This is a genomic window from Paenibacillus sp. FSL K6-1330, assembly GCF_037976825.1.
GTDB lineage: Bacteria > Bacillota > Bacilli > Paenibacillales > Paenibacillaceae > Paenibacillus_AQ.
This window is the reverse complement of sequence record NZ_CP150269.1, coordinates 6,990,506-7,005,145: the sequence shown is the minus strand read 5'-3', so window position 1 is coordinate 7,005,145 and position 14,640 is coordinate 6,990,506. Positions and strand designations below refer to the sequence as shown.

The window sequence follows — 14,640 nt, the reverse complement described above, 5'->3', positions numbered from 1 at the left end:
AATGTTTGGTATAATACCCTTAAATAGAACATGAACGAAGGAGACCATCATGCCTCATACTATCCAAATATCCGTCAGGCCGCTGGTGGAATATGTCTTTCGCAGCGGCAGCATTACCTCGGGTTTTCGCACGGCGACATCCCTTACCGAGGGGACCCGTGCGCATCAACAGGTACAGCGCGACTATGGTGAGAACGATCAGAAGGAAGTTCAGCTTGAAGTGGAGATTCCTTACGAGGATCTTCTGTTTGTGGTGGAAGGCCGCTGCGACGGTCTGATTCAAGAGGAAGAGCGGATGATGATTGACGAGATTAAGTCGACCTCCGGCGATTTAGGCGAGATTACGGAGCACACGTACCCGGTTCATTGGGCGCAGGCCCAAATGTATGCCTATATGTACGCGAAGCAGCATGAGATTCCGAAGATGGCAGTGCGATTAACCTACTTCCAAGTCCCGAGTGGAGAGCGTAAGCAGTTCGTACAGGAATGGAGCTGTGCACAGCTGGAATCCTTCGTATTGGAGGTCGTGGCGGCTTATGCGCCTTATGCCAACCTGCTGCGGGAGCATGGCGAGCGGAGGGATCGAAGCATCCGCGAATTGAAGTTTCCGTTTCCCGCCTACCGCGAAGGACAGCGAAAGTTGGCCGGGGCCGTTTATAAGAGCATCGGGGAAGGACGGAAATTGTTTGCCAAAGCGCCAACGGGCATAGGGAAAACGATATCCACGCTGTTTCCTTCGGTTAAAGCGATCGGTGAAGGCCTGTTGTCGCGGATTTTTTATCTGACAGCCAAGACGATCACCCGAACGACCGCGGAGGAAGCCATGGCGCGCATGGAGCGTCAAGGACTCTGCATGCACACGGTCACGCTGACGGCGAAGGACAAGATTTGTTTCCGTGAAGCTGAGGGCTGCGGTCAGATGGGCTGTGTGTTCTCGGAGGGCTACTATGACCGGATTAATGGCGCCATACTGGATTTGCTCTCGAATGAAACGTTGATCACGAGGCCTGTTATTGAAGAGTACGCCCGGAAGCATACGGTGTGTCCGTTTGAGTTCTCGCTGGATGCCGCGTATGCAGCTGATGCCGTCATCTGCGATTACAACTATGTGTTTGACCCGCGTGTATCCTTCAAGCGGATGCCGGAGGACGTGAAGAAGCGCAGTGTGCTGCTCATTGATGAGGCACACAATCTGGTAGACCGGGCGCGGGGAATGTTCTCGGCCGAGCTGAATAAATCGGCTTTTCTGGAACTGCAACGAGCTTACAAAGAGAGCAATCCCGCGCTTTACAACGCCGCGAAGCGGGTGAATAACCGATTTAAAGTGCTGCGCAAGGTCAGTGAGGAGGAAGAGCGGATTGTCGGGTCCCAGCAGCCGGAGATGATGGTGGAGCTGCTGGAGGATTTTTCGCTCCAGGCAGAGGCCGAACTGATGACTGGCAAGAGCGGGGATGAGGCGGATGCGCTCCTGGAGTGCTATTTTGCCGTGCAGGGGTATCTGCGCATCTCCAAGCTGTATGACGACCGCTTTGTCACGTATGCGGAGATGAGTCAGAGCGAGGTGTTTCTCAAGCTGTTTTGTCTGGACCCCTCTTATTTGCTCCAGCAAGCGGGAAAAAACTACCGATCCAGCGTATTTTTCTCGGCAACCCTTATGCCGCTCGGGTATTACCGCGATATGCTGGGAGCAGAGGAAGAGGACTACAGCCTCTCGATTCCCTCTCCCTTCTCTTCCGAGCAATTGGATGTTCGAATTTTGCCGTTATCGACGCGCTTCAAGGATCGGGAGCGAAATAGCGAAGCCATCGTCCGGATGCTGAGTGCGCTGGTTCAGGAAAAGCCGGTGAATACCCTGATCTTCCTGCCGTCCTATCCCTACATGCAGGATATCCATGAGGCGTTTGCCAGAATGAACCCGGGAGCGCGTACCTTGCTTCAGGGGCATGGGATGAGTGAGGAGGAGCGGGAGGCATTCCTGAATGCCTTCCAGGCGGATGCGGAGGATCCGCTGATCGGCTTTGCCGTAATGGGCGGTATTTTCTCCGAGGGCATTGATTTGAAGGGAGAACGGCTGTCGAGTGTCGTGGTCATCGGCGTAGGATTGCCGCAGCTATCATTCGAGAATGATATCATCAAGGATTATTTCGATCGTACCGGCAAGCGGGGATACGACTATGCCTACGTATACCCGGGCATGAACAAAGTGCTGCAGGCCGGAGGACGCTTGATCCGCTCAGAGCAGGACAGCGGGACACTGACGCTGGTGGATGACCGCTTTTTGAATCGCCAGTACGGGATGCTGCTGCCTGAGGAGTGGAGGCACTACAGGCGAATCTAATTTTTGCATGAGATGTTGACACCTGGAAATATGACCCCTATAATACGGATATATTAATTTAGCTGAAGGAGGCTGATGTCAAATGGTTATGATGCATAGTGGATGGGTCGCATTGACGTTGGTCTCTTTGGACGGGAAATTCTAATGGTATAGGGGTATAAGGCATGTAAACATACTTGTCTTTTACTCCATACTCAAGAACCCGCAGGAGACCGTACTTGGTATCCTGCGGGTTTTTTGTGTCTATATTAAGGGCTTGGTACGACCTTTAACGGCTTGACTGTAGGCTGTATGGGGGTTGATGCCTTCTTCTTGCATAGATTCAGATCAGCCGCGGATACAAATCTGCGGTTTTTTTGTGTTTGATAACAACCAATCCAATAACGATAAGGGGATATCACGAATTTGACTAAACAAGACATGACTACGCTACAAGTATATGGATGGAATGAACATTGGGCTTTGCTGGCTGAGCAGATCCCGCAGCAGGATAAAGCGCTGGCACCGGCACGCATCACAGCCCAATTCTCGAAGCAATACCGCATTATCACGCAAGAGGGAGAGCAGTCCGCGATTGTTACGGGCAAATACGAATACGAGGCAGCCAGCAAAAGCGACTTTCCCGCTGTTGGCGATTGGGTCATGGTGGAACCGCTGCAAGGGGAATCTCGTGCCGTCATTCATAAGTTGCTCCCCCGCCAATCTGCTGTGACGCGCAAGGAAGCAGGAAGCGTGCCGGATGAGCAGATCATTGCCGCGAACATGGATACCGTGTTTATCATTAACGCACTCAACAAGGATTTTAGTGTTCGCCGGATTGAACGCTACCTGATTGCGGTCTGGGAGAGCGGAGCCACACCGGTTGTGCTGCTTACCAAGGCGGATCTATGTGAATCGCCGGAAGATTATGTCGCACAGGTAGAGGCTGTTGCACCGGGCGTGCCGGTTCATGCGGTGAGCTCCTTGATGGATCAAGGAAAGAAGCAGCTGCAGCCTTATCTGATACAGGGGAAGACGATTGCCATTACGGGTACCTCGGGGGCCGGTAAATCCACCCTCCTGAACTGGCTGTCCGGTCAGGAGCTGCAGCGGGTTCAGGGGATACGTGAGGAGGACGCAAGGGGACGGCATACCACGACGCACCGGGAGCTTTTCGTGCTGCCGGGAGGCGCGATTATGGTGGATACGCCAGGCATGCGGGAGCTGCAGCTGTGGGATTCGGAAGAAGGGTTCGAGGCAACCTTTGCGGATGTTTCGGCGCTGGTGCAGCAGTGCCGGTTCCAGGATTGCCGCCATGAGACGGAGGCCGGCTGTGCGGTGCAGGAAGCGCTGAAAGACGGAACGCTGGATGCGAAACGATATGCGAACTACAAGAAGACGGAGCGGGAGCTCGCCTATATTGCCAGTAAGGAGAGGGTCAGCACCCGCCGCCAGAATAAGAGCTCAGGCAAGTCCTCGCGGAAGAGCGAGAGAGACCGCAAAGGGAACTACCAGCAGCTTTTGTACGATGACGAATAATGGATGTTATTGAGAGGTCCGGAGTCGATTTGACTTCGGTCTTCTTCGGGTATATAGTTAGGAAACCAAATAAATTGGCAGACTATCTATTTGCTTAAGTAGTTGCAGAAAAGAGGTGGACCATGGAAGAGAATATACATCCAGATTTACCTAAAGAGAACAACGGGAAAGAGGAAAAAGATTCGCGGGAAGGGCTGTGCATGAAGGCTGGCCGGCGAGAAGATAGCGTAGCAGGCAGGCTCTTGTACAGCATTCGCATGTTCCATAAGCAGGAATGGGATCGGCACTTGATTTCCGGCTATACGCCTGGCGAGATTCGCGTTCTGATGGGACTTAAACATCATATCGTGCCTGACGGTCCTGGCATGAAAGTGTCCGAAATCAGCAGCATGATGAATGTTACGTCACCGACGATCACTCAATTTATTAACGCTCTGGAGAGCAAAGGTCTGGTGGAGCGGGTGATGGATGTACAGGATCGACGTGCGGTGCGTGTGCAGCTTACGGAGGAAGGGAATCGCGTTGTCCAGGAAACCTATCAGAACGTCAGAAACAACTTTAACGAGCTGGTGGAATTTCTAGGAGAAGAGGACAGCGTCAAACTGACGGAGCTGTTAACGAAGGTGTATCAATTTCACGAGCAAAAGCACAAAACGAACGAAACGACTTCAGACAATGAGTAGGGGTGGGGAATTTGTTAAAACTGTTTCACTATTTGAAACCGTACCGGACAGCGGTCATTTTTGTCCTGCTGTTCACATTTTTCCAGTGTCTGTCTGATCTTTACCTGCCAACCTTGATGGCGGACATCGTGGATATCGGCATCGTGAAGGGAGATGTGCCTTACATTTGGCGTGTGGGCGGCTTTATGCTCCTGGTAGCAGCTGGGGGCATGTTGTGCTCCATTGCCGCAAGTTATTTGGCATCCAAATCAGCTACGGGATTCGGGAAAATTGTTCGGGGACGCGTCTTCTCCCATGTAGAGAATTTCACGCTGCAGGAATTTGACAAGATCGGTACGGCATCCCTAATTACCCGTACAACGAACGACATTACGCAGGTGCAGCAGGTCACGATCATGATCCTTCGCATGATGGCGCTTGCGCCGATGATGTGTATCGGGGGCATTATAATGGCCGTATCGAGAGACCCTGGATTGACCACGGTACTTCTCATCGTCCTGCCGATTCTGGCCCTGGCTATTTTCCTCATCGCCAAAAAGGGGATTCCGCTCTTTAAAGCGATCCAGGTGAAGATCGATACACTGAGCCGCGTGCTAAGGGAGAATCTGACCGGAATCCGGGTCATTCGTTCATTTAACCGGATGAATCATGAAACCGTCCGTTTTAATGATGCGAATGAGGATTTGACAGCCACCTCCATCAAAGTGAATAAAATCATGGGTGCGATGATGCCTGTCATGATGCTGGTCATGAACTTTGCAACGCTGGCGATTGTTTGGTTCGGGGGGCTGCGAATCGATAGTGGCCACATGAAGGTCGGTGACCTTATGGCATTTCTCCAATACGCGATGATGATCATGTTCTCTCTCATCATGCTATCCGTCATGTTTGTCATGATTCCGCGTGCACAGGCATCGGCGGTTCGGATCAATGAGGTGTTGAACATGATGCCGGAGATCCATGATCCGAAGCAACCGGCCGATACCGGCGTGGAGCACGGATCGATTGAATTCCAGGATGTGACCTTCTATTATCCGGGTGCAGAGGAGCCCGCCATATCCGATATTTCCTTCCATGCCGGGCCGGGTGAAATCACCGCCATTATCGGCGGAACCGGTTCGGGTAAATCGACGCTGATCAGCTTAATCCCTCGTTTCTATGACGTGACCTCGGGGCGGATCCTCGTCAATGGTACGGATATCCGGGACATGATGCAGGAGAACCTGCGGAACCGGATCGGATTCGTGCCGCAGAAGGCGCTGCTCTTCACCGGAACGATCGCGGAGAATATCCGCTATGGTAAAGAAGATGCGACGGACGAGGAAATCCGGCATGCTGCGAAGGTTGCCCAGGCGGCCGATTTCATCTCATCCATGGAAGGCGGGTACGATGCCGAGATTTCGCAAGGCGGCAGCAACGTATCCGGAGGTCAGAAGCAGCGGCTCTCGATTGCAAGGGCGCTGGTTCGGAGACCCGAGATTTATGTGTTTGACGACAGCTTCTCGGCGCTGGATTTCAAGACGGATGCCAATCTTCGCGCAGCGCTCCGCGAGGAAACGACGGAAGCTACCGTTCTGATTGTTGCTCAGCGGGTAAGCACCGTCATGGACGCTGACCGTATTATTGTGCTGGATGAGGGACGCATAGCCGGAATCGGCACGCATGAGGAGCTTATGGCTTCCAGCGATGTGTACCGCGAAATCGTTACCTCGCAGCTGTCAGAGGAGGAGATCGCATGAGTGAGAAGAAACGGGGAGGACATCCTCGGGGACCGGGCGGTCCCTTTGGCGGCGGCCCGCACGGACCTGGAATGGCGGGGGAGAAAGCCAAGGATTTCAAAGGCACTTTTCGCCGGTTAACGCGATATCTCAAACCGCATACCGGCAAGCTGATGATCGTCTTGATCGCAGCTATTCTCAGTACGATATTCAGCATCGTGAGCCCGAAAATATTGGGGGATGCAACCACGATCCTGTTCAAAGGCTTCATGGCTAAGATGCAAGGCGTGCCGGGGGCCGGGATCGATTTTGACGCGATTCGGACGATCATGCTCTGGCTTGCAGGCTTGTATCTCTTAAGCTCACTGTTTGCTTACATCCAGCAATATGTTATGGCTGGCGTGGCCCAGCGGACCGTGTATGATTTGCGTAAGGATGTTTACAACAAACTCGGTCGTTTGCCGCTTAAATATTTCGACGCTCGGACACATGGGGAAACGCTGAGCCGGGTGACCAACGATATGGACAATATCAGCAGCACGCTTCAGCAGAGCTTGACGCAGATGATTACCTCGATAGTCACGCTGGTTGGCGTCATCGTGATGATGCTCACGATCAGCCCGCTGTTGACATTAGTAGTTATTCTGACCCTACCGCTTAGTGTGGTGGTTACAATTGTGGTTGCCAAACGCTCGCAGAAGCATTTTGTGGCTCAGCAGAAGCATTTGGGTGAGCTGAACGGGCATGTGGAAGAAATGTACACAGGTCATAAAGTGGTGAAGGCCTTTGGCCGGGAACGACAATCCATGGAGCAATTTAATGAGGTCAACGATAAACTCTATGATGCCGGGTGGAGAGCCCAGTTTATATCGGGTACCATTATGCCGCTGATGGGTTTTGTCGGCAATATCGGTTATGTGATCGTCAGTGTTGTCGGCGGCGTGCTCGTTACCCGCAGAGCGATTGAGATCGGGGATATTCAAGCATTCATCCAATATTCACGCCAATTCACGCAGCCGATTACCCAGCTTGCGAATATCGCGAACGTCATTCAATCTACCATAGCATCGGCAGAGCGCGTATTTGAAGTGCTGGATGAGGAAGAAGAAGTGTCAGAGCATACAGCTCCGGCAGCACTCAAGCAGCCACTTGGCGACGTGTCTTTCGAGAACGTGAGTTTCGGCTATAAAGCAGACCAGCTTCTGATCGAGGATATGAATGTGGACGTAAGGCACGGGCAAACTGTCGCCATCGTCGGCCCGACCGGTGCAGGCAAGACTACGCTTATTAATCTGCTGATGCGGTTCTATGAGCTGAATAAGGGCAAGATTACGATAGACGGCACAGATATTACGGCTCTTCGACGCGGTGAACTCCGCAGCCTGTTCGGAATGGTGCTGCAGGATACATGGCTCTTTAACGGGACAATCCGGGACAATATCGGATATGGACGCGAAGGCGCCACGGAACAAGAGATCATCCGAGCGGCGGAAGCGGCTCACGCGGATCACTTCATCCGGACACTGCCGGACGGCTACGATACCGTTCTGAACGAGGAGGCCTCCAACATATCGCAAGGGCAGAAGCAGCTTCTTACCATTGCGCGTGCCATTCTGGCCAATCCATCGATTCTGATCCTTGACGAGGCCACCAGCAGCGTGGATACGCGGACAGAACTCTATATCCAGAAAGCGATGAATGAGCTGATGAAGGACCGAACCAGCTTTGTCATTGCGCATCGGCTGTCCACGATCCGGGATGCGGACCTGATTCTGGTCATGAACAAGGGCAGCATTATCGAGCAAGGAACCCATGAAGAGCTGCTGTCTCAAGGCGGCTTCTATGCGGACCTGTATAACAGTCAATTCAGCGACCAGCATGAGGCTGGATAGCGAGGCGAGGATTACCATCATAAGAAGACCCATTGGAGTGCGAGTGGGTCTTCTTTTTTTTGGCTTAATTAAAGGTTTTTGGTAGGTTTAGAGTAAGCTAGCAGGCATATTGGTTGTTGCAATTTCATATGGTTCTTTTATAATGATGTTTATGTTTAGATCTTTAAAGGGAGCCATGATCATTATTGAATAAGTCCGAACTGAACCGAATTACGCAAGAGCTTCTACGTCGGTCGGGCAGCAGTGTCACCGTGGAGATGGAGGCGTATTTCCCAGGGGGCCGGTTAATCGGCGGGAAATATGTTATGAATTCGCACAGCGTGACGATGTATACCGAAGTCATACGCCAGCAGTGTCTGCAGCTGTTTGGGACACTTGAGCTGTTTCATGCCTATTTTGCGGTAGTATTCGCACATGAGCTGGGTCATTCGATGGACCTGATGCTGACAGAACTCTGTGACCGGATGGATCGAACGGTGGATGAATGGGAGCAGAATCAGATCGCGCTTCAAATCGAGGAAAATGCTTGGAATAACGCCATGCCATGGATTCAGGATATGGATCCGGATTTTATACAGGTCATCGTGGACCGGTCGCTTGAGGCCTACCGCGAGGAGCCGGCACCAGAAATCGCTTAGGCTGGCTTACTAGGTTAATCCAGGCCAGGTCGTAACATGAAAAAGGCACCCTGACGGGTGCCTTTTTGGACTTGCAAGAAAGTATAAACTTCAGAGACTTACCACCTTGGAAGCATGGGGAAGGGCTTCTAATATCGTATGTTATACAAGATAAAACCAAAGATGGCAGCCACCACAATGAAGGCACCTGCAGCAGCAAGGGTCATTAAAAAATCACTAAGCAGGCTTTGTTGCCGGATACCGCGCAGCTTCTCCTTTGCCTTAATCTCCGAGACGTCCTCTTTAATTCGATCCAAATACTCAGGGCCTAGAACCATAGCTGTCCCTCCCGTAACGATTTGTAAGCTTATTATACCAGAAATATGTTATTTTTGGTTGAATTTAGGCCACTCCGGTGTGAAGTCCCCTGTTATAAAAAAAGAAGTGAAGCTCGCATGGGCTTCACTTCTTTTAGGTTAGAGTCCTTGAGGGAGCGCAGCGTCCGCTTAGCTCTCCGGGTCCAACTGCTTCAACGGCTCAATGGCCGGCCCTTCAATCACTTCGCCATTATAACGGTAGCGTGATCCGTGACAAGGGCAATCCCATGAGCGTTCGCCCTCATTCCATTCCACTTCGCAGCCGAGATGGGTACATGTCGTATCCACGAGATGGAGATTCCCCTTATCATCCTTGTAAGCCCCGGCGCGCTGACCGTTATGGCGGACGATGGCGCCTTCGCCTGCCTTCAGCTCGGTAATATCAGCATGGGACATTTCGAACTTGCCGGAAACGAAATCTTTCGCAACCATAGCATTTTGTGCAACAAATGTTTTGATGCTTGGATCTGCGATAAATCGGGACGGGTTGAAGACGTCGGCGTAACGGTTATCCTTCTCCAAGATTTGATCACAGATGATATTCGCGGCCAGTGTTCCTGTTGTCATGCCCCATTTCCGGAAGCCTGTCGCGACAAAGATCCGGTCCTGATTGGATGTGATCGGCCCGATGTAAGGCATGTTGTCCAGGGTAATCAGGTCCTGGGCCGACCAGCGATAAGGAATCGCGGAAGCGCCCAGCAGCTTTCCTGCAAACAGCTCCAGGTTTTCGTAATGCTGATGGGTGCAGATGCTGCGGCCAGTCGGATGATTCTCGCCTCCAACGATAACCAAATCCTCACCGCCATAAGAAGCGGACCGCAGGGAACGGGTCGGTTGATCCACGCTTAAATACATCCCGCCCGGATAAGCGGTTTCAGGTTTGACTGCAATGGCATAGGAGCGTCCCACATGCAGGCGCGTGAAGAACAGTCCTTTCCCGTCAATGAACGGAAAATGAGAGGCCGATACTGCGTAATTGCAAGTAATCCGGTGACCGCCCCGTTTGGTCAGGAGTGTGATCGGTCCATCGGTTTCGGCCTTTTCATCCATGGTCGTGTTCTCGTAGATCCGTCCTCCTAGCTTCAGGAATTGTTCGGTCAGATGCTTAAGATATTGCAAAGGGTGGAATCGATATTGTCCGGGCATCTTAATGGCTCCCCGAATCGGCATAGGCAGGGGAAGGCTATCCTGCCATTCTCCCGGAATGCCGAGCTTTTCATAGGCTTTGATTTCATCCTCCAGCTTCGAGAGATACTTGTCCTCCTGTTGAGCGTAGATATAGGCATCCTCCAGCTTCAGCCCGAATTTCCCTTCGTCTCCGCCAATAATATCCCGAATGAATTCAATCGCTTCCCGATTGCCTTCGTAATAGAGTCTTGTCTTCTCCTCCCCAAAATGATGCATAAATTCATGATAGATCAGCCCATGCTGTGCCGTAACCTTAGCTGTTGTATGACCGGTGGTCCCGTTCAGGATTTGCCCTGCTTCGATCAGCACGACATCTTTGCCTGCCTTGGCAAGCAGATAAGCGGTTGTAATGCCGGTTATGCCGGCTCCGACAATGGCAACATCCGTCTCAATATCTTCGGCCAAGCGGGGGAAGGTGGGCAGTTTCGTTGTCGCTCTCCACAGCGACTCCGGATATTGCGGCAGTTCTTGATGCGATGAATTGGATGGGTTCATTCACGATTCCTCCTCAGTTTCTATGGGCATTGCCCTTAAACTCCGACTCTTGTCTTCATTATTACCACATGGGAATGATTAGAAACTAGGTGATTTCGATTCACAGTCTTCCTAGGTTTTTCTGGATGATTGTAAATAATTTGGGACATTTGTGCAGAACCTAAAGAACAGCGGGAGAACCGGAATTTAGTGAATGAGGGGTGGTATCATGACCAGCGAACAATATCTAAATGCGGAGGAAGCCAGACAATGCCTGCAAGAACATCTTCGTAATGTCGGGGATATCGAGCAGCGTGAGCTGAAGAATGAAGGTGAGCATGCGTTATTGATTTATCTTAAGAGCATGTGCGACCCCGCTATGATTAACGATAATTTGATTAACCGTTTCTATGAGCTGAATTCCTTGGAGTTATACGACCAATTCATCCGATCCTTTCCCTCAAGTGTGGAGCCGAAAGATAAACAGGAGTTGCTCCGTAATATACTAAGGGGCTGCGTAGCCATATTCATTCGGGACAGCGTGCTCCTGTTTGACGCCGTATTGGTTAATGCAGGCTTCATCCAACCCGCCAGTACGGAGAACGTCATTCAGGGTCCCAATGATTCGTTTACGGAAAATATCGAGGTGAACTTGAATCTGATTCGCCACCGTTACCAAACTGAAAATTTGAAGACGGAATTTATGACCCTTGGCAAGATATCACAGACTCGAATCATTATTATGTATGATGCATACAAAGTGGAAGAAACGGTATTAGAGGAGCTTAGGAAGCGATTGTCCGAGATCAAGGCGGATATTGTGCAATCGGCCTCCGAAATCGAGAGACATACAATGCATCCTAAATTCCGTCTGTATCCGACGCTCATGCTGACCGAACGCCCTGACCGGACCGTATTGAATATATCTCAAGGAAAGATCGCTGTGTTGATGGATTCAACGGGGTATGCTCTTCTACTGCCGGCTATATTCAATGATTTCTTTACGGCGATGGATGACAAAATACAGCTTCCTCCGATCGGCTGGTTTCTCAAGGGAATCCGGTATATCGCATTGTTTGTCACCGTGCTGATGCCAAGCCTTTATGTGGCCTTCACCTCCTATAATCCGGAAATATTGAGGATGCAGGTTACGCTGCTTATTGCGGGAAGCAGGGCTACGGTGCCGTATCCGTCTTTCTTTGAAGTGATCTTCATGCTGCTGGCGATGGAGTTTCTGACGGAGGCGAGTGTTCGGCTGCCCAAAGCGATTGGTCAGACCGCTACCACGGTAGGGGGTCTCATTTTGGGAACCGCTGCTACGGAGGCGGGATTGGTTAGTAACATCATGATCATTCTGGTTTCCGCGGTTGCAATAACAAATTTCGTGATCCCGATCACGATGATGAGTTCGGGCATCCGTGTCACGAAGTATTTGTTCATTGTCCTGGCCACCTTCTTCGGCTTGGTCGGTATCGTTTTGGGCATGGTGGCCATGATCATGTACCTTACGAGTCTCAGGTCCTTTGGCAAACCCTACTTGAAGATGTTTGCTGTGGATTGGAACAAGAAAGGAGACCAGCGAAGTGGTTAGAAATAAATATTTTTATTACCTCTTCCTGCTCAATGCAACCATCAACCTAATTATTTTTGTCCCCCGCATCTTAATTACGGATCGTTTTGACGGTGCGCTGATGTCGATCCTGGTGTCCATTCCAATTGGTGTCTTTGTGATGTTTACTTTCGTAAAACTGATCCAACAATTCCCGGGACAGGGGTTGCCGGAGATTTTTCATTCGGTTATGCCCAAGTGGATATCTGGTATCCTCCTTGTTTTATACGGACTCGGGTGGTATTTCTCCAGCGTGATAACCTTGGTCAGTTTCGTTGATATTACCTCCCGATACATCAGTCCGGATGTATCACCCTATATCGTTCTGATGGGATTTCTGGTGGTGGTTGCACTTAGTGCCAGGCTGGATTCCGAGTCGATTCTCTATGGCCTGGAGATGATTCTGTACATCACCGTGCCCATCATTGCTTATATGTCATGGCGTATCTTCAGCAATCCATATTTCAGTTGGGATGCCGTAAGGCAGATCATTACTTATGCATGGAACATGCCCAATTACGAGACGGTGGCCGCGGCTACCTATATATTTACGGGCTACGTGAACATGGTGGTATTTAATCGGATCTTTCACCGATTCAGAGTGCGGCATATTTGGGCGATTGTGGTGGTTAGTATTCTTACCCTTCTGGTATCGATCTTTGCATCCATCGGCATATTGGGAGCCGCGGGCGCCGGAGGACACGTGTATCCTGCCTTCTCGACGGTGGACTCGCTTCGGATTCGTTATTTCATCATAGAACGGATGATTTATGTCTTCTACGTGGTGTATATGTGCCTCTCCCTCGTGAATTCCATCGTTCATTGGCATGTGGGCAAGGAGTTGATTCTGGGAGGTTTCGGATTAAAGGTCGATAAGGGGGAAGCGATGTCTAAAAGGAGGAAATTCGAATGGTGGGTGCTTCTCCTCTTTTCCCTGATTATCTTCGGCACGTCGTTTATCGTTAATCAATACATATTAAATGATATGGCGATTGTCTTTTTGGACGTCCGGTTCGCTGGGGAATTCCTGCTCATTGCCCTATTATTCTATGCGGTATGGAGGAAAAGGAGGAAGAAGGCATGAAAGACCTGAAACGATGGCTGGTCTGGCTCATGTGCTGCTCTTTTTTATTTGTGTCGGGATGTGATTTTAGGGATATCGATCTCAGACTTTTTGTCGTGTCCATTGGTATTGACGTCTCTGAGAAAAACCCCGATATGAACCGATTTACCTTCAAAATGGCGATTCCTTCAGGAGACCCTAAGATTGGGGATAAGAAGTCTTTCCTTATTACACAAGAATCAACAAGTATTGCGGAAGCGATCAGGGAGGTCAAATCCAAAGTAGATAAGGAACTTGACTTTGGTCATTGCAAGGGGGTCATGTACGGCGAAGCCTATGCTCGGCGAAATATCAGCAAAATCCAGGACTGGACCGTTCGGAGGCGGGATATGCAGCTCTTAATGTATCCAGCCGTCGCCATTCCTTCGGCAGAAGCCGTATTAAAGACGGATCCTCCAACGGAGCGGATTGCCGGGAACGCAATATTTCTGGCGCTCAGCGAGGATGGGACGGAATCTCCCTTCATTACTAGGACATACTCCTTCGATTTGTCCCGCCGAATGTTAGAGGAAGGGGAAGATCCGGTCATGCCCGTTGTGGAAACTACCACTGACAAGATCCTGAATATCGAGAGAGTAGCCTTGATGGATAAGGACAAGGTGAAGGTGATTCTGACGCCGGATGAAACCAGGCTGTTTAACCTGTTGGATCGTCGTAATCTAAGCACGAATTTCGGGACGATAATGGACGGCAAATTGCTTGAAGTCAACACGGATAGAACCCGAGCAAGATACAAGATCGTAACGGACAAACCAGGGGAAGAAACGATTGATTTCAATATTCGGATAACGGCGATTTTGGAAGAGAAAGAGGATCCAACGCAACTGAATCAGAAGGGTCTGCATAAGATCGAAGAGCAGTTTAGCAAGGAACTATCCCAAGCGGTGAAAAACTTGCTGGAGAGGATTCAAAAAACAGGCCTGGACCCGCTCGGTTTCGGCCTCCGGTATGGAGGGACGCACTGGAACAATAAGACGGAGATGGATGAATGGGACGCCATGTATCCCCATGCCAAGTTTAATGTATCGGTCAAGGTGAAAATAAAGTCGACCGGTTATAAACGTTAGACAGGGCACATCTGTCTATTGTACAGGAAGATGTTA

General features: G+C 50.6%; 11 protein-coding genes. 9 read left to right on the top strand and 2 right to left on the bottom strand.

The annotated features are described in order from the left end of the window. Window positions 1–49 precede the first annotated feature (49 nt). The 6 genes from NYE54_RS31910 to NYE54_RS31885 all read left to right on the top strand — a co-directional run bounded on the left by NYE54_RS31910 (window position 50) and on the right by NYE54_RS31885 (window position 8,787). Window positions 50–2,338: an ATP-dependent DNA helicase gene (locus NYE54_RS31910; protein WP_339268617.1), complete on the top strand. Its 2,289-nt coding sequence runs from the start codon at window positions 50–52 to the stop codon at window positions 2,336–2,338. A gap of 405 nt (window positions 2,339–2,743) precedes the next feature. Next, the gene (gene rsgA, locus NYE54_RS31905; protein ID WP_339268615.1) at window positions 2,744–3,856 is read left to right on the top strand and encodes a ribosome small subunit-dependent GTPase A; all 1,113 of its coding nucleotides are present in this window, start codon (window positions 2,744–2,746) and stop codon (window positions 3,854–3,856) included. 122 nt (window positions 3,857–3,978) lie between these two features. Next, window positions 3,979–4,539, top strand: a complete 561-nt coding sequence (locus NYE54_RS31900) for a MarR family transcriptional regulator (RefSeq protein WP_339268614.1) — start codon at window positions 3,979–3,981, stop codon at window positions 4,537–4,539. 11 nt (window positions 4,540–4,550) lie between these two features. Then, a complete protein-coding gene (locus NYE54_RS31895; RefSeq protein ID WP_339268612.1) occupies window positions 4,551–6,278 on the top strand; it encodes an ABC transporter ATP-binding protein in 1,728 nt (575 codons plus the stop codon). After that, window positions 6,275–8,149: an ABC transporter ATP-binding protein gene (locus NYE54_RS31890; RefSeq protein ID WP_339268610.1), complete on the top strand. Its 1,875-nt coding sequence runs from the start codon at window positions 6,275–6,277 to the stop codon at window positions 8,147–8,149. Before NYE54_RS31895 ends, NYE54_RS31890 begins: the two co-directional genes overlap by 4 nt. Before the next feature lie 185 nt (window positions 8,150–8,334). Then, window positions 8,335–8,787: a hypothetical protein gene (locus NYE54_RS31885; protein WP_098749298.1), complete on the top strand. Its 453-nt coding sequence runs from the start codon at window positions 8,335–8,337 to the stop codon at window positions 8,785–8,787. A 128-nt stretch (window positions 8,788–8,915) separates the two neighbouring features. On the opposite strand, the gene NYE54_RS31880 is transcribed toward NYE54_RS31885, so the two are convergent. Then, window positions 8,916–9,104 (bottom strand): hypothetical protein, encoded by a 189-nt coding sequence (locus NYE54_RS31880; protein ID WP_215161454.1) that lies wholly within the window; start codon window positions 9,102–9,104, stop codon window positions 8,916–8,918. Between the two features lie 168 nt (window positions 9,105–9,272). Then, the gene (locus NYE54_RS31875; RefSeq protein WP_339268607.1) at window positions 9,273–10,826 is read right to left on the bottom strand and encodes an FAD-dependent oxidoreductase; all 1,554 of its coding nucleotides are present in this window, start codon (window positions 10,824–10,826) and stop codon (window positions 9,273–9,275) included. Between the two features lie 208 nt (window positions 10,827–11,034). Here NYE54_RS31875 and NYE54_RS31870 point away from each other — a divergent pair, with 208 nt between their 5' ends. From NYE54_RS31870 to NYE54_RS31860, 3 genes are read left to right on the top strand one after another with little or no spacing between them, the layout of a single operon-like run. Next, window positions 11,035–12,396 carry a spore germination protein gene (locus tag NYE54_RS31870; protein WP_339268605.1) on the top strand — a complete coding sequence of 454 codons (1,362 nt, stop codon included), beginning with the start codon at window positions 11,035–11,037 and terminating at the stop codon, window positions 12,394–12,396. Continuing rightward, complete coding sequence (locus tag NYE54_RS31865) at window positions 12,389–13,498, top strand: GerAB/ArcD/ProY family transporter (RefSeq protein ID WP_339268603.1); 1,110 nt, start codon at window positions 12,389–12,391, stop codon at window positions 13,496–13,498. Before NYE54_RS31870 ends, NYE54_RS31865 begins: the two co-directional genes overlap by 8 nt. Continuing rightward, window positions 13,495–14,604 (top strand): Ger(x)C family spore germination protein, encoded by a 1,110-nt coding sequence (locus NYE54_RS31860; RefSeq protein ID WP_339268601.1) that lies wholly within the window; start codon window positions 13,495–13,497, stop codon window positions 14,602–14,604. Before NYE54_RS31865 ends, NYE54_RS31860 begins: the two co-directional genes overlap by 4 nt. Window positions 14,605–14,640: the final 36 nt, after the last annotated feature.

What these genes read in the sequence shown, in the direction of transcription:
- NYE54_RS31880 (WP_215161454.1), bottom strand. Translation starts at nt 9,104, where the DNA reads ATGGTTCTAGGCCCTGAGTATTTGGATCGAATTAAAGAGGACGTCTCG.
- NYE54_RS31860 (WP_339268601.1), top strand. Translation starts at nt 13,495, where the DNA reads ATGAAAGACCTGAAACGATGGCTGGTCTGGCTCATGTGCTGCTCTTTT.
- NYE54_RS31900 (WP_339268614.1), top strand. Translation starts at nt 3,979, where the DNA reads ATGGAAGAGAATATACATCCAGATTTACCTAAAGAGAACAACGGGAAA.
- NYE54_RS31870 (WP_339268605.1), top strand. Translation starts at nt 11,035, where the DNA reads ATGACCAGCGAACAATATCTAAATGCGGAGGAAGCCAGACAATGCCTG.
- NYE54_RS31875 (WP_339268607.1), bottom strand. Translation starts at nt 10,826, where the DNA reads ATGAACCCATCCAATTCATCGCATCAAGAACTGCCGCAATATCCGGAG.
- NYE54_RS31890 (WP_339268610.1), top strand. Translation starts at nt 6,275, where the DNA reads ATGAGTGAGAAGAAACGGGGAGGACATCCTCGGGGACCGGGCGGTCCC.
- NYE54_RS31910 (WP_339268617.1), top strand. Translation starts at nt 50, where the DNA reads ATGCCTCATACTATCCAAATATCCGTCAGGCCGCTGGTGGAATATGTC.